This window comes from Bacillus sp. LBA3-1-1.1 (assembly GCF_040676495.1).
GTDB classification, from domain to species: domain Bacteria; phylum Bacillota; class Bacilli; order Bacillales; family Bacillaceae_G; genus Bacillus_A; species Bacillus_A nitratireducens.
Window position 1 is genome coordinate 299832 of the sequence record NZ_JBEGIB010000018.1, and the last position, 26033, is coordinate 325864.

The following is a 26033-nucleotide window of genomic DNA, read 5'->3' on the forward strand; positions in this document are numbered from 1 at the left end:
ATATAAAAATGCATTTCATATAAAAAGTGTAATTATTTTTGGGAAGGGGGATTGTTGTGCGTCATCATAGAAATTGCAAAAAATTCGGAGTGGCACTGCCTCTTCCGCTTGTGGGAGCAATTGGACCAGCTGGTAACAGTGGTCCGACTGGTCCAACTGGAGGCCATGAAGGTCCAGTCGGTCCTCCAGGCATCACCGGTCCTAGAGGGGCAACGGGTCCACAAGGTCCTCAAGGGATACAAGGAATACAAGGTCCGCGAGGGACAACAGGAGCACAAGGAATGCAAGGTGCCGTTGGGGATACTGGAGCGCAAGGGGTTACTGGTCCAATTGGTTTACAAGGTTCTCAAGGGTTGATTGGAAACCAAGGTCCAATTGGTGATATTGGAGTACAAGGACTAGAAGGGATACAAGGAGTGCAAGGCCCTACTGGTAGTCAAGGCTTACAAGGCCCGCAAGGAATACAAGGAGAAATAGGGGAGCGGGGACAAACAGGAGCACAAGGAATGCAAGGTGAGATGGGTGAAACTGGCATCTCGGGTGTAACGGGTCCACAAGGTTCCCAAGGAGCGAAAGGAATACAGGGAGAGGAAGGCGCTACGGGTATACAGGGAGAAGAAGGCCCGCAAGGAATACAAGGAATTACTGGAGGGCAAGGACCACAAGGTGATCAAGGGATACAAGGTGTCATTGGTCCAATTGGTTCTACTGGAATACAAGGATCACAAGGCATAAGTGGAATAAAGGGGATAACAGGTGTGATAGGCCCACAAGGTCCACAAGGTTCTCAAGGAATACAAGGAATAAGCGGATCAATCGGTTTTCAAGGGGCAAAAGGAGTACGAGGGATAACAGGAGCAACAGGGAGTATTGGTACGCAAGGCCTAGAAGGACCACCGGGTGGTCCGATGGGCACTACTGGTCCAATTGGTCCATCTAGTGGAGTGACTGGTCCATCTGGCCCACCCGGTCCACCTGGGGGACCAACAGGTCCAACGGGTGAAACTGGTGCACAGGGTATAACAGGGGGAACTGGTGCAATAGGAGTGCAAGGGTTACAAGGTATAACTGGTCCAACTGGTCCTCAAGGTGTAAGGGGAGCACAAGGTTCCCAAGGTGTAGTTGGAGCAGTTGGAGTACAAGGTCCACAAGGGCCTCAAGGCAACCAAGGTATAACAGGAGCAACCGGTGTAGAAGGTCCACAAGGAATACAAGGTCCACAGGGAGAAATCGGTCCAACTGGTGCAGATGGTCCTAAAGGTATGCAAGGAATACAAGGAGTAACCGGTCCAACAGGAGCGCAAGGAATACAAGGGTTACAAGGAATAATAGGTCCCACAGGCACAACAGGAGCGGCAGGAGTCCAAGGCCCACAAGGAATACGAGGAGAAACAGGAGCAGCTGGAGTACAAGGTCTTCAAGGAGTGCAAGGAATACAAGGGGAAAATGGATTGACTGGTCCACAAGGTGCTCAAGGTACACAAGGAGTTCAAGGAATAACAGGTCCAACAGGAGCGATTGGTTTGCAAGGTCCTCAAGGATTACAAGGGATAGCAGGTCCACTCGGTCCACAAGGTACTCAAGGTTTTCAAGGGATCCAAGGAATAACAGGTCCAACAGGAGCGCAAGGAATTAGAGGTCCACAAGGGAATGTGGGGGAAGACGGTATAACAGGCCCGCAAGGAATACAAGGCCCGCAAGGTAGTCAGGGCCCTGAGGGAACTCAAGGAAATGTTGGAATAACTGGTGAAACTGGAGAAACAGGTCAGGCGGGAGTAACCGGAGCAGCTGGAGCGCAAGGGTTGCAAGGCGTTCAAGGGATTATGGGGATACAAGGAAGTACAGGAATGACTGGACCTACAGGAGCAACGGGAGTAACCGGAATACAAGGTTTACAAGGTATTCAAGGTCTACAAGGTACAACTGGAGTAAGTGGAATGACAGGGGTTAGTGGCAGTATAGGGCCGATTGGAGCGCAAGGTAGTCAAGGCCTAAGTGGCGCGGTGGGACCTAGAGGAGCAACTGGTAGTACAGGGTCTATAGGTTTCTTAGGAATGGTAGGTGCAACAGGAGCGACTGGTTTACCTAGCGGAGGAGGTTATTTCTTTTCTACTGCAACGAGTGCAATTGCAGCGAATGCGTTAATACCAATTAATTCAGGATCTACAACTTTTGGTTCTGGTGTCAGTTTAACAAATGCAACAACTGTAACGTTAAGTACGCCGGGAATATATTTAGTCAGCTATTATTTTCAAGGTGATCCAAATGGGGGGAATGAAACGATTTCCGTGAGGCTTACTTTAAATGGAACGCAAGTCGCAGGGAGTTTTATTCTTTATGTTACAAGAGGTACTTTTGTATTAGAACCAGCAGTTTCTAATACGATGATAATTGAAGTTACTTCTCCAAATTCCACCTTGTCATTACAAAATGGTCCATTAGCTATTGGACATGTAACGACATTATCTGGTGTGATTACAGCTAGTTTAAATGTATTAAAAATAGTTTGATATGTTATAACGGGGGGAGATGCTTGTGAAGAATCAAGATAAGTGTAGTAAGCACCTATTCCTTTTCCGCCGTCAGGTATTACGGGGCCCACTGGACCAACCGGTCCGACTGGTTCTTTAGGTGGACCGACTGGACCACAAGGGATACAAGGAGTACAAGGGCCAATTGGTCCGACTGGTCCGACAGGAATTCAAGGAGTGCAAGGGGTGCAGGGAGAGATCGGTCCAATAGGCCCAACAGGTTTAACTGGACCACGAGGTTCTCAAGGGAGTCAAGGACCAATGGGGGAACAAGGTCCACAGGGAATTCAAGGTGTTCAAGGTATACAAGGAGAAAGGGGGCCAGCCGGTCCAACCGGAATTCAAGGTATCCAAGGAATACCTGGTCCAATGGGAGAAACAGGTCTAACAGGAATACAAGGCATTCAAGGTATGCAAGGTGAAATTGGTCCAACGGGTCCAACAGGAATACAAGGTATACAAGGAGTGCAAGGCGAATTAGGTCCGACTGGTCCAACAGGAAATACTGGTATACAAGGTATGCAAGGGGATTTAGGGAGTAGTGGTTTACAAGGTGTAACAGGTATACAAGGCATTCAGGGTCCGATTGGTCCAACCGGTCCAACAGGCTCTCAAGGAATTCAAGGGGAACAAGGGCCAATGGGACCAACAGGAGCAACTGGTGTTCAAGGTTTACAAGGGCCACAAGGTGAGATGGGTCTAACAGGTCCAACAGGTTCTCAGGGGATACAAGGAGTGCAAGGTGTAATAGGACCAACAGGAGTAACGGGCTTGCAAGGGGATCCAGGTCCAACAGGCTCAACAGGCTCAACTGGGGGAATCGGCCCAACTGGATCTGCAACGGGTCCAACAGGAGCAACCGGTCCAACCGGTCCACCAGGAGGCCCAACCGGCCCAACGGGTCCAGCCGGATCACCAGGAGGCCCAACTGGGGCAACAGGAGCAACGGGGGCAACTGGGGCGACAGGGGCAACCGGAGCGACTGGAATTCAAGGTGTTCAAGGTGTAATGGGACCTACCGGGGCAACCGGTTTAACAGGTTTGCAAGGCGTACAGGGACCAATGGGGGCAACCGGTCCAACGGGTGACCAAGGGATTCAAGGGCCACAAGGTGTAATGGGAGCAACCGGTCCAACAGGTTTACAAGGTTTACAAGGAGTACAGGGACCGATAGGAGCAACAGGCCAGGCAGGTCCACAAGGAGTGCAAGGGGCACAGGGGCCAATAGGTCCAACAGGTCCACAAGGAGTGCAAGGAATTCAAGGTGAGCAAGGAGTAATGGGAGCAACCGGACCAACAGGCTTACAGGGTCTACAAGGAATCCAAGGTCCAATAGGTCCAACCGGTCCTCAAGGTTTACAAGGAGTACAAGGGCCAAGTGGCATAACGGGTCCAACTGGTCCTCAAGGAATCCAAGGAATTCAAGGTCCACAAGGAGGTATAGGTCCAACCGGAGCGACTGGAATCCAAGGCGTACAAGGTCCAGAAGGTCCAACAGGTCCAACCGGTGCAACCGGCCCGCAAGGAATTCAGGGAATACAAGGGATACAAGGCACAACCGGTCCACAGGGCATTCAAGGTCTGCAAGGAATCCAAGGTCCGATTGGTCCAACAGGCCCAACTGGACCTCAAGGAATACAAGGAATAACCGGATCAACAGGTCCAACTGGTCTAACCGGGGCAACAGGACCGACGGGAGCAACTGGTCCACAAGGAATACAAGGAATACAAGGTCCACAAGGGGTAACGGGGCAGGCGGGAGCAACAGGCCCAACGGGAGCAACTGGTCCACAAGGGGTGCAAGGAATACAAGGTCCACAAGGGATAACGGGGCAGGCGGGAGCAACAGGCCCGACGGGAGTAACGGGCCCTCAAGGTCCTCAAGGAATTCAAGGTCCACAAGGGATAACGGGGCAGGCGGGAGCAACAGGCCCGACTGGTGTGACCGGTGTGACTGGTCCGACAGGGGCACAAGGAATAAGAGGAGCGACAGGATCAACCGGTCAGGCGGGAGTAACCGGTCCAACTGGTGCAACAGGTTCAACTGGATCAACCGGTCCAACTGGATCGTCTGCAATATCAACAGGTGGCGGCTATTTCTTTTCTACATCAACGAGTGCAATTGCGGCAAATGCCAATATTCCAATTAATAGTGGATCTACCGTGTATGGAGCAGGTGTATCTTTAACTAGTGCCACAACCGTTACCGTATCTACACCAGGAATATATTTAGTAAGTTATTATTTTCAAGGGGATGCAAGTGCTGGGAATGAGACAGTATCTGTCAGATTACTATTAAATGGAAGCCAATTGACAGGGAGTTTTATACAAAACGTAACGACATCAACTGTAGTAATCGAACCAGCCATTTCAAATACACTTCTTGTAAATGTAGCGAGTGCCAATTCAACGTTAATATTACAAAATGGCCCATTAGGTGTAGGGCATGTGACCACTATAGCAGGTGCGATTACGGCAAGTTTAAATGTAGTGAGAATTTTATAAAGAATATAAAAAACACAAGGAATGTCTTTGTAAGACACACCTTGTGTTTTTTAATATTAAATAAACATTTTCTTTATCTTTTCGGTTGAAAAATATGCTGAAAGAAGTATTTGTGATGTAAGTTATCTATAACTTTATTTGCTTGATATGTGCGGTGTTGTTCTAGTCGAAGTCTTTGTTCCATCATTTTTATTTCGTGATCTGATAAACGTAACATTATACATTTCTCCTTTTCTATAAATATAGGTGTCTATTGGTATCGTTCCCATATTTATAACTAAGGAGGCATACTGTGTAACATAGGCAAAAAGCACCTTCCTCTCCCATTACGCTTACGAGGTTAGCTGTCGGACTCGGGAAGTGAGAGTTTCCCTACTTAAAAAAGATTCGCCCCAAGTAGCAAAAAGCTACATAAGTGGTTCCCCCGCTCCAAAATTTGGACTCAGCAAAAGGTTTTATAAGGTAAAAAATAACATGAACAAACAGTTAAGTCAAATTTTTTTATGTTTTCTGTCTTTTTTAAATTGTGTAAGAATCATACCATTAGGAAGTATTGTATCTGATACTGTAATGAATCCGTGTTTTTTATATAATGTAATAGCAGGGGTATTCGCTTTACCTGTTTGTACAATGTATGTCATTGAAGAAGGGAACATGTTAAAAATATAAAGTAGCAGTTTCGTTGCGATTCCTTTTTGAAAAAAATCAGGCGATACAACGAGTCGGTGGATATCAATTCGTTGTTCTTCTTGCATAAAGGAAATAAAACCGACAAGTTTATTTTCAGAAAAATATCCATAGAATGTTTCATCGCAACTTTGAATATCGTTTACAGTATCATATAAACGGGGTATTGCAGTACTGTTTAAATAGATTGCTTCAACTTTATAGGCTGGGATTTGAACTTGTAATATGGATGATGCTACCTCAAAAGAACTGGAATGCAATTTGTGAATCATAGATCAAGAAACCTCCTTTACATATGATATATTAATATAATTCCTTTTTGGCTAAGTTTGACAATATTTTTCTTTTTTGCATATAATATATGTATCTCCATACATATATTATTCTAAGCTATATTTCTATAGTAGAATATATTTAGTGTAAATGAATGTATAATCTTATATAAGAGTTTGGTTACCCTTATGTTTGATCATACAAACTATAATAGAAATGGAGGACTAAAAATGGGATGGATTATCACATTAATAGTTGGTGCTATTATAGGTGCAATTGCTAGTTCTATAACGGGTAAAAATTTTCCAGGTGGTATGTTCGGAAATATTATCGCAGGTTTATTAGGTGCTTCGTTAGGTGGTAGATTATTTGGATCTTTTGGACCATCATTTGGTGGGATTCATGTCGTGCCAGCATTATTAGGTGCAATTGTATTAATTCTTATTGTATCATTTGTAGTGAAAGCTGCAAGGAAATAAAGATATAGATCATGACGAAAAGCCCTGAATAAGGGCTTTTCATCATTCGAAGAGGTGGTTTAGTTGGAAAAAGTAAATATAAGAAAAAGAGATAAGTTGAAAAAGTTTTTTAGAGAACAAAATTATTTAGCGGTGCTACTTGGGTTTGCATTATTGTTTATCAACATATTATTGCTAACGAAAATTTCTTTTGTTTTTACTCCGTTTATCGTCTTTTTAAAAACAATTTTCTTCCCGGTATTATTAGCGGGTGTGCTATTTTATATTTTACATCCATTCGTTTCGCTTTTAGAAAAGAAAGGTGTTTCACGAATCGTATCAATAGCTTCTATATATATAATAGTACTAGGATTATTTGTATTTTTAGTTGTAACAGTAATACCGATTATAAAAGATCAAATCGATGCATTAATAGATAACTTACCGTATTTCGGTCATGAAATTGAACGAGCAGCACGTAGATTCGGGGAAAGTAATTTACTAGGAAAAATTCAGGAGAATTTAAATATTGATGTAGCGAGTATGGTAAAAGACTACACAGTTGATTTTACGAAATCATTATCATCAGTAACTGGAAATGTAACTGGATTTTTAAGTACTGTTACAGAGGTCGTTTTAACGTTTGTAATGGTTCCGTTTATATTGTTCTATCTTTTAAAAGATGGTGAGCAATTACCGAATCACTTTTTAAAGTTTATTTCAGAGCAAAGACAACCAGCAGCGATGAGAATACTAGATGATATGCATTATGCGATTAGCTCGTATATTAGAGGGCAAATTATTGTTAGCTTGTTTATCGGTATTATGCTATTAATCGGTTACCTTATTATTGGTATTAAATATGCAGTACTACTCGCTATTTTGGCAATGATTGTAAATATTGTTCCGTACGTAGGACCAATCATTGCAATTACACCAGCATTAATTATCGCGTTTATTGACTCGCCATCAATGGTGTTAAAAGTAATTATCGTTATGATGGTTGTACAATTAGCAGAAGGTAAATTTATTTCTCCGCAAGTCATGGGGAAAAAGCTAGACATTCACCCGATTACTATCATTTTTATTATTTTAACTGCCGGAAATTTATTTGGAATTATGGGGATTATTTTAGCAATTCCAGGATATGCGATATTAAAAGTGTTAGTAACGCATGGGTATAGATTTGTTAAGTTGAATACGTGAAAAAAGAGCTAAAACAGATAAAACTGTTTTAGCTCTTTTTCATTTATAGTCTTGTTATAGTAAACAAATTCACCTTATGCGTAGGCTTTTAACTCAATAATAGGTAGATTGCTTTCCTTTAGTTTGTAATCAAATATTAAATCGTCCATGCGAAAATTAGCATCTACTTCAAGAGAAATGAAGGTACCCCCGATTTCTACTTGATTTCCGTTCTCATTTTCAAAAGTGAGCGCACTGTCAAATGTTTCTATGTACTCATCGCAAGTGTATAAATATATAGCGATAGGTGTGAAATGTATAATTACCCCTAAAGTATCATCTTGACTTTTATCATCGTTCTTAAATACATCAATCTTAAACGTATCATTCTTTTTAGTAAACCAACCCATGACATCACCTCGTTTTTTTATTGTAAATCGATTCTATATATATTGATTATATATTGTTCGGAATAAATTGGTAATCACTATTGCTAAAACCTAACAAAAAAAGAAAATTCAGTTTTAGATGAACGACAAATGTGATAAACTGTAAAAAATAACTAAAAGCAATGAAAGAGAAGAGTACATATTCGAAACTTTTTAGAGAGCTGATGTGTGGTGGAAATCAGTAAGGGATGAATATGGAATGGGCTCTGGAGCTTCTCGCTGAAATGAGTAGGTAAAGACGGTTACTTCACGTTATCGAAGTATGAAGTGAGCTAATGATAGCTAATTAAGGTGGTACCGCGGGAGTTTCTCGTCCTTTTTATAGGATGAGGGGCTCTTTTTATTTTTATTTTGAGGAAGGAGGAGTTAGTGTGAGTGAAAAAATAATGTTAACAGGAATTAAGCCGACAGGTTATCCGCATTTAGGAAATTATATTGGTGCAATTAAACCAGCATTACAAATGTCAAAAAATAATGAAGGAAAAGCATTATATTTTATAGCTGACTATCATGCGTTAAATGCTGTGCATGATCCGGCGAAGTTCAATAATTATACGAAAGAGGTAGCAGCAACTTGGTTATCGCTTGGACTTAGTGAAGACGTTATTTTTTATCGCCAAACAGAAATACCGGAGATTTTAGAATTAACGTGGATACTATCTTGCCTAACTCCGAAAGGTCTTATGAACCGTGCCCATGCGTACAAAGCGAAGGTAGAGCATAATAAAGAAGCAGGATTAGAGAACGATGCAGGTGTGAATATGGGGTTATACACATATCCCATTTTAATGGCGGCCGACATATTATTATTTCAAGCTACTCATGTACCTGTCGGAAAGGATCAAATTCAGCATATTGAAATCGCTCGTGACATTGCGACGTATTTTAATCATACATTTGGCATGACATTTACGCTTCCAGAGTTTGTGATACAAGAAGATGGTGCAATTTTACCGGGGCTTGATGGAAGAAAGATGAGTAAGAGTTATGGGAATGTTATCCCGTTATTTGCAGAGCAAGAAAAACTACGAAAATTAATTTTTAAAATCAAAACAGATTCTTCACTTCCGAATGAACCGAAAGAGCTAGAGACGTTATTTACAATTTATAAAGAATTTGCGACAGAAGATGAAATGCAGTCGATGCGTGAAAAGTATGAGACTGGCATTGGATGGGGCGATGTGAAAAAAGAGTTGTTTCGCGTTGTAGACCGTGAATTAGCTGGACCTCGTGAGAAATATGAGATGTATATGAATGAGCCGCATTTATTATATGAAGCGTTAGAGAGAGGTGCTGAGAGGGCACGAGCTATCGCAAAGGTAAATTTAGCGGAAATTAAAAAGCGGATTGGATTTGAGAGGGGACGTTAAGCGTTCCCTTGTTTTGCGATATGAATTTTAATAATTTCTGCGTAATATCATTAAGTGAAGTAAGGAATTCACATTTTCTTTCGAAACTTATTAGTTGCATATATTAAAAAATATGCTAATATAGGGATACTTATTAAACGTGTTTAATAAGTGAAATTAAAGCAACTTATTAAAGTTGTTTAATAAGTTATATTCATTCTATAACGAAGGAGATGATTGTATGAAAACGGAAAAAGAGAAGATGTTGGCGGGAGAAATGTATATCGCGGATGACGAAGAATTAGTGGCTGATAGGGTGGAGACAAAACGTTTAACACGCCTTTATAACGAGGCGATGGAGACAGGAAATGAGGAGCGTTTTACTTTATTAAATCAGCTTTTAGGTTCTTCAGCTGACGGGAAAGCCCAAATTAATCCTGATTTTCGTTGTGATTACGGCTACAATATCCACGTTGGAAAGAGCTTTTTCGCAAATTTTAATTGTGTTATTTTAGACGTATGTGAAGTGCGAATCGGTGATAATTGTATGTTTGCACCTGGTGTTCACATTTATACTGCTACGCATCCGTTGCATCCGGTGGAGCGGAATTCTGGAAAAGAATATGGAAAACCGGTAAAGATAGGTAACAATGTTTGGGTTGGTGGGGGAGCTATTATTAACCCTGGCGTTTCAATTGGTGATAATGCTGTAATTGCCTCAGGGGCAGTTGTGACAAAAGATGTACCTAATAATGTAGTAGTTGGTGGTAATCCAGCTAAATTTATTAAAACGATAGACGAATAAAGGGCGTTTTCGCCAGTTCGTACATTATCGTATAGACAATTTGAAAGGTGTTTCATATGGAGAAATATAGTGCGGACAATCATACAAAGACATTACTTGCCTCTCGAAACGCTCTTTTTCTCTTATTTGCTTTGCCAGGTGTTGCGTTTGCTACATGGATTTCAAGAACAGCAGCTACTCGAGATATTTTAGCAGTGTCAAATGCAGAAATGGGCTGGATTTTGTTTGGATTATCAGTCGGTTCAATAATGGGTCTACTGAGTGCAAGTCACTTCATTGACTGTAAGGGAGCTAGAGACGTTATTATAGGTAGTATGTTTTTTATGATTGTTGGATTGATTTGTTTAGGTATAAATATTTATTTTGTTTCTAGCATGGGGGCTTTTAGTAGCTTACTAGTATTTGGAGTAGGATATGGGTTAGCAGAAGTCGCATTGAATGTAGAAGGTTCTTCCATTGAGCGGAAATTAGGAACAACACTTCTTCCGAAATTCCATGGCTTTTTTAGCGTAGGAACTTTAGTAGGCGCGCTCAGTGGTTCTATCGCAGCGTCGCTTCACATCCCAATTCTGTATCAGTTTCTTGCGATTTCGGTCGTGTTTGTATTACTTGTATGTATGGTGTATCGTTTTCTTCCGTATGGAACAGGAAAGAAGGAGAAATCGCAGAACAAAAAGAGAGCGAAGCGTACTTCCTTACGTATGGAAAAAAAGGTGCTTTTAATTGGTCTTTTTGTGCTTGGAATGGCTTTTGCAGAAGGAAGTGCAAATGATTGGTTACCTATCGTGATGGTAGACGGACATGAACAAAGTGTAGTGACAGGTTCTATTATGTACACAGTTTTTGTAATGGCAATGACGTTAGCTCGTATGTGTAGTAGTTATTTCCTTGATCGATTCGGTCGTGTCGTTGTTGTACGTGCTACTATTATGATGGCGATCATAGGAATTTCAATCGTAATATTTGGGAGTAATTCGTATTTTCTAGCATTAGGTGTAGTACTGTGGGGGATTGGTGCAGCATTAGGTTTCCCGATTGGTCTGTCAGCTGCTGGAGATGATCGTGAAAATGCGACTTCTAATGTTGCTGCAGTTTCTATCATTGGTTATACAGCCTTTTTAGTCGGACCACCATTTTTAGGGATACTTGGAGAAGCATTCGGAATACGTAATGCCTTGCTAGCGGTTTTATTATTTGTTCTTTTGTCTGGAATTGTATCATCTATTACGAGAGAGAATACATCGAGTTAAATAAGAATGGCATGCAGCGGAAATATATCATCTCTATTGCTTTAGAAAATGATGTATGATATATTGTCAACGCAACTTATTAAAAGTGTTTAATAAGTATGTTGATTAAGGTGGTGAGCGATTTGGGTGAACAATTTGTTACTCAAAAATCGATTAAAGAGACGATCCTTCGCGGCATTCGTACAGCTCTTCTAGAGCAAGGAAGTGCGACGAAAGTTGAACTTAGTAATACATTAGAAATTAGTTTTCCAACGATAAGTAAATTTATAGAAAATATGAAACAAGATGGTGAAGTCACTTTAGTTGGTTTAGATGATTCAAGTGGCGGAAGAAGAGCGAAACGATATGTATATAATCCGGAATATATGTTAGGATTAGCGATATTTTTAGAAAAAAATGAGACGAACTATACAATTTTTAACTGTTTAGGGGAAGTAAAAGAACAAGGAAGTACTTCAAGTGTATTGATGGATACGGGTTTACATTTATTAACAGAACATATAGAAAGTCTTATCGCTACATTTCCGAAAATAAGTTCTATATCAATTGGTGTGCCTGGCGCGGTCGATAATGGGCGTATTTTTTACATTCCTGGATATGAAAAGTTCCAAAATTTTAATTTGAAAAGTCATTTGGAGGATCTGTTTTCTATACCTGTAGTAATAGAAAATGATATGAATGCCGCAGTGCTTGGTTATTATAAAAACACTGGAAATCATGACAATTCCTCTCTTGTATATTTGTATTCAGGTCAAAATGGTCCAGGGGCAGGGATTATGATAAATGGAGATGTAGTACGAGGAAGCACCTTTTTCTCAGGAGAGATATCTTTCGTTCCGCAGTATGATAATAAAAATTTCCTACAAGCTTTAAGAAGTGGAGACGAAGTTAACGATGCAAATAATCCAGAGGAATATAATATAGATGCTATTACCCGATTAATTTCTACATTTATAGCTATTATTAATCCACATGCGTTTATTTTCTGTGATGATGAAGTGAATCAATTTGTAATAGATCAAATTGTAAAAAGTTGTCCGCAGTACATTCCAGCAGAACATATTCCTCAAATAACAGTGAGCGATTGGAAAGAAGATTATTTATATGGATTAAAAAGCCTGGGACTTGATCTTATGATTACAAGAACAAGCAAAGAAAATTAAATATCAAATTGTTGGTTGAATATTGTAAAAGAAAAGGTGTCGATTATGAAAATTGAACATGTAGCAATTTGGGTGAATGATTTAGAAGGTATGCGTGACTTTTATAAACAGTACTTCGGTGGTGAAGCGAATATAATATATCACAATCCGAAAAAACAGTTTGAATCTTATTTTATAACTTTTGAAGGTGGAGCGCGTCTAGAACTTATGAGGCAAGTAGGGATAGACGATAAAATACAAACACAAACAGTAGGATATGCGCATATTGCTTTTTCTGTAGGTAGTAAAGAAAAAGTGAATGAATTAACTAATACATTAAGAGAAGCTGGATATCCTGTGTTAAACGGCCCGCGTACTACAGGGGATGGTTACTATGAAAGTGTAGTAAATGATCCTGAAGGAAATCAGATTGAGATAACAATCTAGCTACTAAGGGGACAATTCGGATTTACGGTGAACGATAACACCCTCATTTCACGTTATAATGACGGGAAATGAGGGTGTTTTATTTCTATATACAATATGTGATGTTTTTTAATTGGAGTGCTGAAACTCCTTAATAATACGCTCAATTACTGGATGAAGAGTAATAGGTAACTCATCATGCGGAAAGAAGCGTAATTCTTTTGACTCAGTTTGATCACATATAAGCTCACCGTGGAATTCTCGGCAAATATAAACAACGAGTACACCGTGTACTTGATCGCCGTTTGGATAGATTTGAAAGTAATCAGGTCCTGAGTATGTACGGAATAGTTCTGTTTTTTTGATGATAAGTCCAGTTTCTTCATATACTTCTCGCTTTAAAGCGTCTTCTAACGTTTCGTTATATTCTAAGGCGCCCCCAATAATGCCCCAGCGATTAAAATCTGTACGGAGCTGCAATAATATTTCATTTTTCTCATTTAATATAATGGCGTGTGATCCGATTAAAATGAGTGGATGATTTCCTACTAGATTTCTCATGTCTTCAATATAGCCCATATTTCTTCTCCTTATATTTAATAATAATTAGGCAGTTCTTTTAACATTTTTTCTGTTTTACGTGCTGTAAATGCTAAGTTATGATCATCTTTTGTTCTAAAAAATAATGTGCGTAAAAAGATTTTAATGTTTGCGCATAAAATACAATACTCATTAAGGGAAAGGCGTTTTCTAATTTGAGGAAGCCTTTTTATTTTTTTATAAATAATTGAAATTAACTCATCTTGCGGGAAATCATGATATAGCATAGATAGTAACGGTGTAACAATGCGTTCATCTTCGTTATTATGAAATAGATCCGATGGAATGAACATTTTATTTAATAAACAATGAATTAATTCTTCGTACCACTCAAAGGTCGTATAGGAATTGTGAACAATTTCAGTGAAGGCATCAGATACGTGTGCAAGACAATGAGCCCATCCTTTATTTTCAATATAGCCTCGAAAATCCATTTCCAAGTTTATATATGTAATGAGTTTGGTTTTTATTTCCTCGATATCCTCCTCTGTAAAAAAATAGTGCGAGTTAGCGAATTGGAGTATTAACGCAATTAACGAAACAGTATAAGAACGTGTGAAAATCCCATCTGTATGTGGGGAGTGAATGTCACAATATAAATACTCATCACTTAAACAAGTTTGTAAAAGTAATTTCAGCTGATCGTCCATAAGGAATTCATGATGAATAAAATGCACAAAACATTTATATATAAGTTGATAACGGACATAACTATCAGTCGTTCCAATATACTGAAGCATGTTCAAAGTTAACTCATTTACATCTATATGATGCAGTTGCGTATAGTCATTTTGTTGTATAAGCTCTAACTGTTGTTGCAATGCTGTAATATCCAATGGAGAACCTCCTCCGCACTTTAAAGATGCGATGTTTTCTAGTATTCTATATATTCAAGGACAATCCTGCTCATGCAAGGAGAACGAGTAGAAATTCGAGAATGACATAGATGAGGGAAGTATATGATGACTATAGAACAGTTAGAAAAACATTTTAAAATAAGAAGAAATGCTTCTTCTATAATGATAAAAGAAAATAATGCAGAGGTTTTTACAAAAGAGCAATTAGAAGAGATAATACAATATTGCGTTGTTGAAGCTGAAAAAGATGGAATAGAAGAATTGCAATTTGAGATTTCTTCAAAAAGTCCAAATTATGATGTGTATAAGAAATGTTTCGAAACGTATTCATTTGAATATATTACTGAAAACATGATTGTATGTAAGGATATATATGAAGTAGAAGATATAGAAAGTGAAATTGATTTTAAGCTTATTGAAGAGATAGGCGAAGACGCTTTTTATTCACTGTGGAATGAAGTGACCGGAGAACAAATCGATTATGATCAATTTGTAAATACGATGCTACAAGAAATTGGTGAGCGATGGAAAGAACATTGTTTAACAGCGAGTATTGATGAAGAGCCAATAGGAATTGTAATCCCGCATATTGAAAGAGGTACGTTAGAAGAGGGAAAACTTATGTATTTCGCAGTCGCTCCAAATATGCGAAATAAAGGGTATGAAATGGCATTCTTTACAGGAGCAATGTTTGTTTTAAAAGAAATAGGTGCATCTTATTATATTGGCGAGACAAATGTACAAAATGAGTGGATGAAGGATGTTTTTGAAAAGAACGAATGTCAGCAGCTGAGCTCTACTGAGCGATATGTGAGAAGGTTTTAGAAGGATGGATGGCTTACTCTCTCGAACTCATTTAGCGGGAGGGTTATATATGCTGGAAAAACAATTTCATTCTTTTGTTTTACTGTATCCAGAGATCTTGTTAGAAGGTTGGAACATCGAAAAAGTTTCAGAGCGTTATGAGGGTGAAAAGTGGGAAACAGTTTGGTTTCAAGTTGTTACGCCAACTAGTATGTTTCGCGTAAAAGAGTTTTTCCTCGATATAATGGAGCCGGTATTTCCAGATAGTTGTATTTCTCAAGCAAAAGGAGCTTGTTTTCAATATAAAGGGCTTGTGTATTGGAAAGGTGTAAATTATAAGGGAAAAGAAAGTTACGTTACATCAAAATGGAAAACGCAAATTGAAATTTCTATAGATCATGGATATGTAAACCAAGATGAAATGGAAAAATTTCTATTCGGGTTACAACCTATAAATATGGAGTTCGCGAAAACGATATTACATACACCATTTCATTTATTAAGCTTTCAAGCGAAGAGAGGTGAAATGGGTGAGATAGGAAGATGTCGTGATTGGAATGCCCCAGATGACGTAATTTATTCGAAATTGCCAATTCATGAAAAGTTAAGTTGGAAGCTCGAATCGGTCGGATTAGGAAATGACGAAACGCAGTATGTATACTGGGATGAAAATAGTAAACTATATGCACTTTGGGTTTGTAGGCATAAAAACAAAGCGTACTATCCTGTTTCTTCATGGACAACGAATTATAGTGTTAAAAAGATGATAAATGGGTTAGAGTTTTATTCGCACCCAGATCGTGGAACAGTTGTATATGAAGATTTAGATGATGAGCAAATCGCATATGTATTTCGAGGGAATCCGTGTACAACTTATGAACAAATAAAAGAACTTTTTGCATGTTTGTAAGATAAAAAGAAAAATCGAAACGACAAAGTAAGCGTTCCTATAATACAATAGAGAAGGAGTAGACTATACAAAGAAAGTGTTGGTGAGAGAATGGAGCAGCAAAGAAATTGGCTACAAGCAACTGTAGAACGAAATGAAGATAATACGTTACATATAAAGTGGGAAAATAATATAGAAGAAGTTCGTATTTATTGGAGTACTTCACCAGATCATATTGAAGAAAATGGAGAATTACTTGTAACAGTAAGTGGGGATTCAGCATGTACAATTGAAAACCCGAGTGAAAATGAGCGTCCATATTTTAGGTTAGTAGGAAGTAATGGACAAGCAGTGACAGTAGCTGAGCGTAGATTACCATTACAAGGCGCGTTTAACTTCCGTGATATGGGAGGATATGAAACGACTGAAGGCCGTAAAGTAAGATGGGGTAAATTGTATCGTTCTGAAGAATTAGCAGGATTAACAGAATGGGATATCGAGTATTTACAGAAGTCTAGCTTAAAATTAATTTGTGACTACCGTACAGATTTTGAAGTGAAGCATAAGCCAAATCCAGATATTACAGGTGCTCGTCAAGTGTGCTTACCAGTTATGCAAGACTTGGCGAAAGACTTGAATATAAATGAATTTTTCCAAGTTGGTGACCTTTCTATGTTAGGGAAACCAGGCGAGTATCTTGTGAAAATGAATCAAGATTTCGTAAGTGGTAATGAAGCATTCGTGAGTTTCTTAAACTTAGCGCAAAACCCGGAAAACTTACCGTTAGTAAACCACTGTACAGCTGGAAAAGACCGTACTGGATTTGGCTCAGCATTACTATTACTGTTACTAGGTGTACCAGAAAAAACAGTAATGGAAGACTACTTACTAAGTAACGGTTTCCGTGAAAAGTTAAATGAAAAAATGATGGCATTTTTAGGTGCGAAATTACAGAACGACGAAAGTAGAGCAATATTAGGTGCAATGTTTGAAGCACGTGCTGAGTATTTACAAGCTGCGATTGATGAAGTTAAAAAGCAATACGGATCAGTTGAAGTATACGCTGAAAAAGCTCTTGGCTTTACGAAGGAATCGTTAGAGGAAATGAAAGTGTTATTGCTAGAAGATAAAGTGAAACTTTAATCAGTGGGGGGTTCATCCCCACTGATTATTAGCCTTCACCAATCGGGTGTTTACGGGCAGTCCGATTCCCACCTAACTTCTTCGCATTCGCCGAATTTGAGGTGGGAGTTTTACTGCCCGTTAATGTGGGATAAATAATGAGAAGGGAGGCTGATTGGATTAGCCTCCTTTTCTTATTGTTGCTATAATTTTGTTTATGAGGAGTGTTGTGCACCGGGGAGAAAATGGATGAGAAGAACTTACGAATCGGGGGATAAAATGATTCAGACACGTTTAAAAGCAGAGGGGTTAAGAGGAAAGTTAGCAACAATACTAAGTCAAGATTATAAGGAACTAGCTGTTCAGGATTTAAAGGTGATTGGAACGGGAGTGCAAAATATTGTTTTTCGCGGAGATTCAGAAAAGGGAGCTTTAGCTTTTCGAGTGCCGTGGGAAAGAGAAGTAGAAAATATAAATGAAGATTTATTTAATAGTCGGATTTCATTGCAAAAGGAAACAGAGCTTTCTAAGTTTTGTTATTCAAAAGGTATTCCAGTGCCAAAGATACATGGATTGCATCTTTCTGCCGAACTTGATTTTTTAATATCGGATCATGTATCTACTGATCACATGCCAATTTCTGCATGTAAAATAGGGAAGTTAGTTAGTGAGCTTCATAGTATACCAATCGATGGTTTACAATATGAGCAGAACATTAGAGAGCCGATTAGTAAGTATATAGCGGAACGCATTGTGAAACGGATAGAAGGTTTTAATGCAATCACGAACTGTGGAGTTAAACTTCCAGAGACAAAAACAATTGAACATATTCTTAGTACAGCTGACCATGTAAAGAGTTTATTGCATATGGACATTCGACCAGCCAATTTAATTGGATATAACGGAGAAGTTAAAGCGATAGTTGATTGGGATAACGCTCTAATTGGTCATCCATTATTGGAGCTTATGAGAATAGCTGAAACGAATGAGGTTAGTTGGGATGAATTTAAAGCTGGATATAAGAATGATAATATCTTTAGCGATACTTCTCATATTGTTAGTTTGTTTTATAGATTAGATACTGCGGTCATGCTTGCAAACTTATTTATAGCACATTTGAAAATAGAAGATAAAGGTGTATTCTATAAAGAGCGAGTCAAAGCGCTTTATAATGAAATATATAAAAGCTTATAATTAAGCTATAAGAAGTGTTTAATATAGGAATTGAGGAGAAGATCATGAAATACAAAGTAATACTATTCGACGTAGACGATACATTATTAGATTTCCCTGAAACGGAAAGAAACGCATTACATAACGCGTTTGTACAGTTCGGTATGCCTACAGGATATGATGATTATCTTGCAAGTTATAAAGAGATTAGTAATGGATTATGGAGAGATTTAGAAAATAAAATGATTACGCTAAGTGAATTAGCGGTAGACCGATTTAGACAATTATTTGCACTTCATAATATAGAAGTAGATGCGCAGCAATTTAGTGACGTTTACCTTGAAAACTTAGGGAAAGAAGTACACCTTATAGAAGGTGCAGTGCAATTATGTGAGAACCTTCAAGATTGCAAGCTAGGTATTATTACGAATGGATATACTAAGGTGCAACAATCAAGAATTGGAAATTCGCCTTTATGTAACTTCTTTGATCATATTATTATTTCAGAAGAGGTTGGCCATCAAAAACCAGCACTTGAGATTTTTGATTATGCATTTGAAAAGCTTGGAATTACTGATAAATCCAGTGTACTAATGGTTGGAGATTCGCTAACTTCTGATATGAAAGGCGGAGAAGATTACGGTATTGATACTTGTTGGTATAATCCGAGTCTGAAAGAAAACAAGACAAGTGTTAAACCGACCTATGAAGTGGAGAGTTTGCTGCAAATTTTAGGAATTGTAGATATTGCGGAAAAAAGTGTAGTCTGTTCCTAATCTGAATGAAATTATATCGACGTTTAGACAAGAGATATCGATTTAACGACATGTTATGACAAAAAAGCCCTTTATTATAAGGGCTTTTTTTACATTAATCCTCAAAAATAAAAATCTCATCAATCGTACTATGTAGTGCCTTCGCAATATCGTGAGCAAGCTGCAAGGAAGGGTTGTATTTTCCTTTTTCGAGATGACTAATCGTTTCACGGCGTACACCAACACTTTTCGCTAAATCTTCTTGTGTCATATTCAATTTGGCACGGTATTCTTTTATCTTCGTTACGAACGCCATGGCGCATCTTCCATTTCATCAACAGGTTTATCGTAAAAGAACATAGAGAAGCCGAACGTAAGAATAAGTGTGCCAAAAATAAGAGCGATATCAATCTCTTGTAGCGCCGGGTTTGGAAATAACATTTCAATAAACATAATGATAGCGGTAGTTAGTAATGTAACGATAAATGCATTGCGGCACGATTTATTGACGATTTGTTCAAACAGTTCATCGTGTTGAACCGTTCTATATGTTGTGAAAAAGGAGAAGAAACAGAACATAGTAAACAATCCTTTTTCATAAAAAAATCCGAGAAACCCAAAGAAACCGAGAAATCCTAAATATTTTATCCAAGTTGTTTTCACGATAGATTCTCCTTTCAATGTTAGAAATAAAGTGAAGGCTAATAATCAGTGGGGGTGTTCATCCCCCACTGATTATTAGCCTTCACCAATCGGGCGTTTACGGGCAGTTGATCTCCCACCTAACTTCTTTGCTCCAGACGAATTTTGAGGTGGGAGTCTTACTGCCAGTTAATGCGGGATAAATCACGTTATGTTATAAATATATCACGTATGGATATGAATGGTAATAATAGTTTTCCAGTTCTTTTCATAATAATAGTAAAAAGACTAAATATACTGCGAAATAAAGAGGATAATATTGTAAAATGGTTGTAAGGAGGGGGAGGAAGGAATGTTAACTGGGATAATGATCGTTATATTACTTGTAGTGATTACTGTAATTGCAACGGTTCTAATTGGGCGAAATGGTGATGCGAATTATAGTAAAGCGACAAAAGGGAATATTAAACGGCTTACGATGATTTATATTATACTAGCTGTCGTTTTAATCGTTGGATTAGGCGTGTATATTTATTTTAAAGGTTAAGAAAACTGAAAAAATACAAAAATCTAAAAATGGAAGTATGCTATAATATCAATATAGTTATTTGGTAATTAAGGAAAGGATTGGATGGAATGATTGAAATTACGAATGTGTCAAAAAGTTATAATGGGTCTACCTATGCAGTAAAAGATTTAAGTTTATCTGTGCCTAGCGGAGAAATCTTTGGATTTTTAGGACCGAATGGTGCTGGTAAATCAACGACAATTAAGATGATTACTGGTATCCATGGGGTGGATAAAGGGACCATTACGATTAACGGTAAAAATATTATGAAAGAGCCGATGGAAGCGAAAAAGACGTTTGGTTATGTTCCAGATAGCCCAGATATGTTTTTACGATTAAAGGGAATTGAATATTTAAACTTTATGGCAGATATGTATGAAGTGCCGAAAGAAGTACGCCAAGAACGAATCGAGTCTTTAGCGAAGAAATTTGATCTTTATAACGCATTATCTGATCAAATTCAAAGTTACTCGCACGGTATGAGACAAAAAATCGTTATTATTGGTGTGCTCGTGCATGAGCCAGATGTATGGATTTTAGATGAACCGTTAACGGGGCTTGATCCGAAATCCGCATATATTTTAAAAGAAATGATGAGAGAACATGCGGATAAAGGAAAGATTGTATTTTTCTCTACACACGTATTAGAAGTGGCGGAAAAAATATGTGACCGTGTTGCGATTATTAATAAGGGGAATTTGCAGTTTAAAGGGAATTTAGATGAAATGAGAGATCATTTTAAATCCAATGAATCACTTGAAAAAATGTTCTTGGAGATGACGGGCAATGAGTAAAATTTGGACGTTAACGAAAGTATTATTGAAATTAAACTATGCAGATTTCATAACAGATAAGAAGAAGCGATGGGCGTATGTATTTTCATTTGCAGCCATTTTATTTGTTGGCTTTTTAATATTTGGTTCGATGACGCACGGAATGTATGAAGGTATGAAACAATTAGGGCAAGACCCAGGAATGATTATCGCAATGGGGCTTGCGATTGCTAGTATATGGGTATTTTTAATGAGTATTACGAACATTTTAACTGTATTTTACTACAGTAATGATATTGAAATGTTATTGCCGTTACCATTAAAACCAGCTCAAATTATTTCGGCAAAATTTTTAACAGTATTAATAACACAATACGTAATGAGTTCATTCATTTTATTACCAATCTTTATTACGTACGGGTTAAAAAGTGGCGCATTTATTACATATTACATATACATGATTTTTATTTACTTACTCTTCCCGATTGTGCCGTTAGTATTAGCTTCATTACTGATGACAGTTATTATGAGGTATACAAATATAGCGAAAAATAAAGATCGAGGCAATATATTTATTGGAATCGTAAGTATACTATTTATTGTAGGAATTAATGTATTTTTACAGTGGAAAAATAAAAGTTCGTTTTCTGAAGATGCACTTACGAATTATCTTGCGAACAACCAATCTTCACTTTTAGTACAAATGACAAATTATTTTCCAACTACATATTTTGGAGCAGTGGCATTAGTAGAAAATGCAAATTGGAAGGGTCCTTTATACGTAATCATCTTTGCACTTATTTCATTTGTATTCTTTGTGTTGTTTTATTACATTGCAGAGCGTACATATTTAAAAGGGGTTATTGGACTTTCAACGAGTACAGCAAAGAAACAAATTATTACGTCGGAAGGTTTACAGAAATCAACGGTACAAAGTTCACATTTAAAAGCATATGTGAAAAAAGAATTTAAAACGTTATTCCGTACACCGCAATTTTTCTTGAATTGCATTGTACAAACTTTCGTTATGCCGATTATGCTGTTCTTTGTTTTATTCGTACAAGATGGAAATTTAAAGTGGATTACAGGATACATTAATAATCCAGAATCAGCAGGTTTGGCGATTGGTGTAGGGCTTTGTGCATCATTATTTTTAATGGGGAGTAACGTTATTGCAACAACATCATTTTCACGAGATGGAAGCTCTTGGTTTGTGAATCGTTATTTACCAGTAAAGGCTTCGGATATCTTTTTTGCGAAAGCAATCACTGCTTGGCTAATTAATGTGATTATTTTAGCAGTATTCGGTATTACGATGGCAATCGTAGCTGGGATTTCTCCAGTGTTCATGATACTGTGGTTTTTACTAAGTGCGAACGGATTGTTATTAATTAATTTAATTGGAACACGCTGGGATGCACAAACTGCAGATATTCATTGGGATACAGAACAGAAATTATTTAAAAGTCGATATACAACTTTGTGGAATTTTTTAGCTAATATTTTAATAGCTTTAGTTATTGTAGCGGGTGTAGGTGTATTATACTTCTTCCTTGAAGTAGGACTGTGGATTATGTTTATCGTTTTATTTGTAATGTTTACGATTGTAAACTATATCTTTATTAAAATGTTAAAATTAGGTGCTGAACGTATACTGTCAAATATTCAATAAGAAGATAGATCCTCTGTATTCATGCAGGGGATCTATGTATAGATGGAGGAGAAAAAGGTGAAGAAAATAGCAATTGTAACAGGGGCAACTCGTCTGAATGGAATTGGTGCAGCTGTATGCAAGGTGCTTGCTCAAAAGGGGATAGACATTTTTTTCACGTACTGGCCAAAGTATGATAAAGCGATGCCATGGGGAATGAGTGATCAAGAACCCTTTTTGCTGAAAAAGGAGATTGAAAGTTACGGTGTTCGATGTGAAATGGCAGAAATCAATTTATCGCAGTCTTATTCGCCAAATCGTTTGTTTTATATGGTATCAGAACGGTTAGGTGATCCATCTATTCTAATTAATAATGCAGTGTATTCTACTCATACGAAAATTGAGGAATTAGATGTAGAGCAGTTGGATAAACATTATACAGTTAATATTCGGGCTACTATGTTATTAAGTTCATTATTTATTAAACATTTTTCACTTAAAACGAGTGGTAGTATTATCAATCTTACTTCTGGGCAATCATTGGAACCAATGCCAGATGAATTGGCATACGCAGCAACGAAGGGAGCGATAGAAGCATTTACAAAGTCTGTTGCACCAGTTGCTATGGAGAAGGGGATTACAGTCAATGCTGTTGATCCAGGACCAACGAATACAGGATGGATTACAGAGGAATTACAGCATCATTTAGTATGGAAATTCCCGCAAGGTAGAGTTGGAGAACCGGTGGATGCTGCCCGTTTAATTTCCTTTTTAGTAAGTGAAGAAGCGAAGTGGATTACTGGGCAAGTCATTCATTCGAACGGAGGTTATTCATAAGAATATTATGTTAACATGTGTTGAGAAACAAAAATATTATAAAATATTTAATTTTTTTGTATAAATAAAATGTCAAGAAAGATAAAAAATTGATAGGAGAGTATGTTGTCATTTGTAGATTGCAAATCTTCATGTGACAATATACTCTTTTTCTTTTGCTGCAGAGGAGAAAAATGAAGTAGAAGAAACTCGAATATTAAAATGAATTTATCGTTTTTTGTACGTATTATTATGAAGATTACTGTCGGAAAGATGGTGATTCGTGTGAAAAGGGATTTTTTAAGGGGAAATAGAATCGTAAAGGGGAGGATAAATAATTAAGTAAACATAGGGGGATTTATATGAAAATGAAAAAGGTCGCTATCGCATCAGTAGCAATTGGTACAATGCTTACAATGGCAGCTTGTAGTAGCTTCACAGATAAAGAGGAAGCGAAGAAGGATCAAGCTACTACACAAAATGAAGAGCAATCAAAAACGACAAGTGCAGATGAAGCGTCAAAAACAACGAAAGATAGTGAAAAAGACACAAATACTTCTTCGAATGAAAAAACAGATAAAGATACAAAAAATACAAAGGAATCATCAGGAACAGAAAGTAACGGCAAAACATCAACTCAAAACGAGAATGTGAAAACAAAAGAAAAAGAGACGACAGGAAAAACAAATGATCAAACTACTAGCGGAAAAACAACAGATCAAAGCACAAGCACAAATAATAACGGAAAGACAACGAAAGATCCGAAGAAAAGTGTAGCTGTAAAAACAAATGTAAAAGAAGTAGTTACATTAATTGAAAGCTTAGACAAGCAATTAGCTGCAAATCCTAAATTAGAAACAGTGAATAAGCTTGGAAAACAAATTAATGAGAAGTGGGATGTCATTGAAAAAGAGTTAGAAGCATCACATCCGACTGAATATAAAACAATTGGCCAAAGTATGTATCCGTTAATTGTAGGAGCGGAGAAAGAAAAGATAGATGTTAATAAAATGAAGTCATTAACGACAAAAACGAAAAAGGATTTAAATCAATTATTAACGAAGCTTTCATAGCTTCAAAAGCCTACTCGTGTGAGTAGGCCTTTTTAGTTTGCTCGGGTAGTATATGTGGCTCGCTACATCCAGTCTGACTTAATTTATTGTTCATTTTTAATTACGATGCGAAATGAACCGAAGGCTTGTTGACTCATATAATTGTTTTTACTGACTTTATAAGGAAATGGAAAAGCAACTAATTGGAAATTACTTTCTTGTTCCACTATAGGTAATGTGAAATTAAAAATTTGTCTCGTTTCAGGAGCGACCGTAGTATAAGCAACTTTTTTGTTATTTAATAGTTCAACTTGCTCCCAATCTTTAAAGGCCACGATTGCATAACTCATTTCTTCTGTCGTTTCATTTCCGCTAGATATAGTTAGCTCTTTACCTTCATTCTCAGAAAGCACCACTTGTAGTTTTTCCTCATTTCTAGTAACAAATAATGGTTCATAAAGATCATCTTTTAAAACAGTTTTCGGCTGTACAGGAGTAGGTTTTATTTTCTCATTATCTTTATGATGAGTATTAATCGAATATCGCATACTTAGAACCTCTTCTAATATAGCGGCTTTATTTAGGTCATTATCTTGTAATTTATATTCAGGTTTTTTAATTATTAAAAAGGTTAATTCACTAGCGGTAGGAGAAATTTGTAAATGGATTTTAGTAGTGATCGAACTGTTTGGCTTTATATCAAAAGAATAGTGGGATACCGCATTTGGAGTGTCATCTATTTTAAAAGGCTTTTGTTCGTAATCTTCTAAAACAATTAATCCATATTTTCGGTCTTCATTAATATTATGTACAAATGATAACGATACGTTGATCTTATTATTCTCACTAGTAATTTCACTTCCATTGTCGATATGTTGACCTTGGTCATCCTTTAAGCCATAAGAAACGGTGTTAGTTTGTGGCTCTCTCTGTTTTTCTTTTTTCATCTTTTCTTTAGAAGGTGCATGAGATAGATTCGGGCTCTGTATAAATGAAGTATTGAACAAAATATAAATTATAAGTATCGAAACTAGTAAAATACCGATAATAATATATATCTTTTTCATAAATAACACCTCTTACATTCGAGAGTTTAAACCTAATTAAAACAATATATGAAAATTTTAAAACTCTCAATGATTTGTCTTGAAATTAACTTTTATTTTACATTTGATTCATCTTATTGAATAGAAAGAAATTTATGGATTGCAAGATGATAAGTTTCAGGAATTATCCACTTTAATTCAATATACATAGTATGAAACATGAAG

Annotated in this window: 27 protein-coding genes, 1 riboswitch and 1 other annotated feature; of the genes, 19 read left to right on the forward strand and 8 right to left on the reverse strand. The window is 37.5% G+C overall.

Features of this window, described 5'->3' with window-relative positions; translation table 11 throughout:
- Positions 1–56 precede the first annotated feature (56 nt).
- A complete protein-coding gene (locus tag MRBLBA3_RS16385) occupies positions 57–2510 on the forward strand; it encodes a collagen-like protein (protein WP_363382291.1) in 2454 nt (817 codons plus the stop codon).
- Between the two features lie 57 nt (positions 2511–2567).
- Entirely contained in the window at positions 2568–5036 is a 2469-nt protein-coding gene (locus MRBLBA3_RS16390; RefSeq protein WP_414646012.1) for a BC_3345 family exosporium-associated protein, read from the forward strand.
- 73 nt (positions 5037–5109) lie between these two features.
- On the opposite strand, the gene MRBLBA3_RS16395 is transcribed toward MRBLBA3_RS16390, so the two are convergent.
- Together MRBLBA3_RS16395 and MRBLBA3_RS16400 are read right to left on the reverse strand one after the other, a co-directional pair.
- Positions 5110–5253 (reverse strand): hypothetical protein, encoded by a 144-nt coding sequence (locus MRBLBA3_RS16395; protein ID WP_000945247.1) that lies wholly within the window; start codon positions 5251–5253, stop codon positions 5110–5112.
- 96 nt (positions 5254–5349) lie between these two features.
- A riboswitch (cyclic di-AMP (ydaO/yuaA leader) is annotated at positions 5350–5494 on the reverse strand.
- A gap of 33 nt (positions 5495–5527) precedes the next feature.
- Entirely contained in the window at positions 5528–5995 is a 468-nt protein-coding gene (locus tag MRBLBA3_RS16400) for a GNAT family N-acetyltransferase (protein WP_363382294.1), read from the reverse strand.
- Between the two features lie 231 nt (positions 5996–6226).
- Between MRBLBA3_RS16400 and MRBLBA3_RS16405 the strand changes: the two genes are divergently transcribed.
- A complete protein-coding gene (locus MRBLBA3_RS16405; protein ID WP_000539733.1) occupies positions 6227–6475 on the forward strand; it encodes a GlsB/YeaQ/YmgE family stress response membrane protein in 249 nt (82 codons plus the stop codon).
- A gap of 63 nt (positions 6476–6538) precedes the next feature.
- Positions 6539–7660, forward strand: coding sequence for an AI-2E family transporter (locus tag MRBLBA3_RS16410; RefSeq protein ID WP_000416919.1), 1122 nt, complete (start codon positions 6539–6541; stop codon positions 7658–7660).
- A 74-nt stretch (positions 7661–7734) separates the two neighbouring features.
- On the opposite strand, the gene MRBLBA3_RS16415 is transcribed toward MRBLBA3_RS16410, so the two are convergent.
- On the reverse strand, positions 7735–8049 hold the full coding sequence (locus MRBLBA3_RS16415; protein WP_363382297.1) for a hypothetical protein: 315 nt from the start codon (positions 8047–8049) through the stop codon (positions 7735–7737).
- 152 nt (positions 8050–8201) lie between these two features.
- Positions 8202–8409 (forward strand) — a binding site (T-box leader).
- Between the two features lie 5 nt (positions 8410–8414).
- Between MRBLBA3_RS16415 and MRBLBA3_RS16420 the strand changes: the two genes are divergently transcribed.
- From MRBLBA3_RS16420 to MRBLBA3_RS16440, 5 genes are all read left to right on the forward strand, one after another.
- Entirely contained in the window at positions 8415–9458 is a 1044-nt protein-coding gene (locus MRBLBA3_RS16420) for a tryptophan--tRNA ligase (protein WP_154214711.1), read from the forward strand.
- 220 nt (positions 9459–9678) lie between these two features.
- Positions 9679–10242 (forward strand): maltose O-acetyltransferase, encoded by a 564-nt coding sequence (locus MRBLBA3_RS16425; RefSeq protein WP_328023836.1) that lies wholly within the window; start codon positions 9679–9681, stop codon positions 10240–10242.
- 56 nt (positions 10243–10298) lie between these two features.
- Positions 10299–11492 carry an MFS transporter gene (locus MRBLBA3_RS16430; protein WP_000417596.1) on the forward strand — a complete coding sequence of 398 codons (1194 nt, stop codon included), beginning with the start codon at positions 10299–10301 and terminating at the stop codon, positions 11490–11492.
- A gap of 122 nt (positions 11493–11614) precedes the next feature.
- Complete coding sequence (locus MRBLBA3_RS16435; protein ID WP_363382302.1) at positions 11615–12655, forward strand: ROK family transcriptional regulator; 1041 nt, start codon at positions 11615–11617, stop codon at positions 12653–12655.
- A gap of 45 nt (positions 12656–12700) precedes the next feature.
- Complete coding sequence (locus MRBLBA3_RS16440; protein WP_363382305.1) at positions 12701–13081, forward strand: VOC family protein; 381 nt, start codon at positions 12701–12703, stop codon at positions 13079–13081.
- Between the two features lie 108 nt (positions 13082–13189).
- Here MRBLBA3_RS16440 and MRBLBA3_RS16445 read toward each other — a convergent pair whose 3' ends face one another.
- Both MRBLBA3_RS16445 and MRBLBA3_RS16450 read right to left on the reverse strand, forming a co-directional pair.
- Positions 13190–13639 carry an NUDIX hydrolase gene (locus MRBLBA3_RS16445; protein WP_016129950.1) on the reverse strand — a complete coding sequence of 150 codons (450 nt, stop codon included), beginning with the start codon at positions 13637–13639 and terminating at the stop codon, positions 13190–13192.
- Positions 13640–13656: 17 nt separating this feature from the next.
- Positions 13657–14496: a DUF2785 domain-containing protein gene (locus MRBLBA3_RS16450; protein WP_000355433.1), complete on the reverse strand. Its 840-nt coding sequence runs from the start codon at positions 14494–14496 to the stop codon at positions 13657–13659.
- 123 nt (positions 14497–14619) lie between these two features.
- On the opposite strand from MRBLBA3_RS16450, the gene MRBLBA3_RS16455 reads away from it, so the two are divergent.
- The 5 genes from MRBLBA3_RS16455 (at position 14620) to MRBLBA3_RS16475 (ending at position 19281) form a co-directional block, all read left to right on the forward strand.
- Positions 14620–15342, forward strand: a complete 723-nt coding sequence (locus MRBLBA3_RS16455; protein WP_363382308.1) for a GNAT family N-acetyltransferase — start codon at positions 14620–14622, stop codon at positions 15340–15342.
- Positions 15343–15391: 49 nt separating this feature from the next.
- Positions 15392–16231 (forward strand): hypothetical protein, encoded by an 840-nt coding sequence (locus tag MRBLBA3_RS16460; RefSeq protein ID WP_363382311.1) that lies wholly within the window; start codon positions 15392–15394, stop codon positions 16229–16231.
- A gap of 90 nt (positions 16232–16321) precedes the next feature.
- Positions 16322–17353: a tyrosine-protein phosphatase gene (locus MRBLBA3_RS16465; RefSeq protein ID WP_363382314.1), complete on the forward strand. Its 1032-nt coding sequence runs from the start codon at positions 16322–16324 to the stop codon at positions 17351–17353.
- 228 nt (positions 17354–17581) lie between these two features.
- Positions 17582–18526: a phosphotransferase family protein gene (locus MRBLBA3_RS16470; RefSeq protein ID WP_363382317.1), complete on the forward strand. Its 945-nt coding sequence runs from the start codon at positions 17582–17584 to the stop codon at positions 18524–18526.
- Between the two features lie 44 nt (positions 18527–18570).
- Positions 18571–19281 carry a YjjG family noncanonical pyrimidine nucleotidase gene (locus MRBLBA3_RS16475; protein ID WP_363382320.1) on the forward strand — a complete coding sequence of 237 codons (711 nt, stop codon included), beginning with the start codon at positions 18571–18573 and terminating at the stop codon, positions 19279–19281.
- 94 nt (positions 19282–19375) lie between these two features.
- On the opposite strand, the gene MRBLBA3_RS16480 is transcribed toward MRBLBA3_RS16475, so the two are convergent.
- Complete coding sequence (locus tag MRBLBA3_RS16480) at positions 19376–19576, reverse strand: helix-turn-helix transcriptional regulator (protein WP_000896301.1); 201 nt, start codon at positions 19574–19576, stop codon at positions 19376–19378.
- A complete protein-coding gene (locus MRBLBA3_RS16485) occupies positions 19564–19923 on the reverse strand; it encodes a DUF3796 domain-containing protein (protein ID WP_000859232.1) in 360 nt (119 codons plus the stop codon). Before MRBLBA3_RS16485 ends, MRBLBA3_RS16480 begins: the two co-directional genes overlap by 13 nt.
- A 331-nt stretch (positions 19924–20254) precedes the next feature.
- On the opposite strand from MRBLBA3_RS16485, the gene MRBLBA3_RS16490 reads away from it, so the two are divergent.
- The 5 genes from MRBLBA3_RS16490 (at position 20255) to MRBLBA3_RS16510 (ending at position 24783) form a co-directional block, all read left to right on the forward strand.
- Complete coding sequence (locus MRBLBA3_RS16490; protein WP_000955218.1) at positions 20255–20449, forward strand: hypothetical protein; 195 nt, start codon at positions 20255–20257, stop codon at positions 20447–20449.
- Between the two features lie 89 nt (positions 20450–20538).
- Complete coding sequence (locus tag MRBLBA3_RS16495) at positions 20539–21264, forward strand: ABC transporter ATP-binding protein (protein WP_000570208.1); 726 nt, start codon at positions 20539–20541, stop codon at positions 21262–21264.
- Positions 21257–22915, forward strand: coding sequence for a putative ABC transporter permease subunit (locus tag MRBLBA3_RS16500; protein ID WP_000036864.1), 1659 nt, complete (start codon positions 21257–21259; stop codon positions 22913–22915). The genes MRBLBA3_RS16495 and MRBLBA3_RS16500 overlap by 8 nt, the downstream gene beginning before the upstream one ends.
- A gap of 57 nt (positions 22916–22972) precedes the next feature.
- A complete protein-coding gene (locus tag MRBLBA3_RS16505) occupies positions 22973–23731 on the forward strand; it encodes an SDR family oxidoreductase (protein WP_363382325.1) in 759 nt (252 codons plus the stop codon).
- 341 nt (positions 23732–24072) lie between these two features.
- Positions 24073–24783: a hypothetical protein gene (locus MRBLBA3_RS16510; RefSeq protein WP_000782568.1), complete on the forward strand. Its 711-nt coding sequence runs from the start codon at positions 24073–24075 to the stop codon at positions 24781–24783.
- 83 nt (positions 24784–24866) lie between these two features.
- Here the strand turns inward: MRBLBA3_RS16510 and MRBLBA3_RS16515 are convergent, their stop codons facing one another.
- The gene (locus tag MRBLBA3_RS16515; RefSeq protein ID WP_071735434.1) at positions 24867–25829 is read right to left on the reverse strand and encodes a hypothetical protein; all 963 of its coding nucleotides are present in this window, start codon (positions 25827–25829) and stop codon (positions 24867–24869) included.
- Positions 25830–26033: the final 204 nt, after the last annotated feature.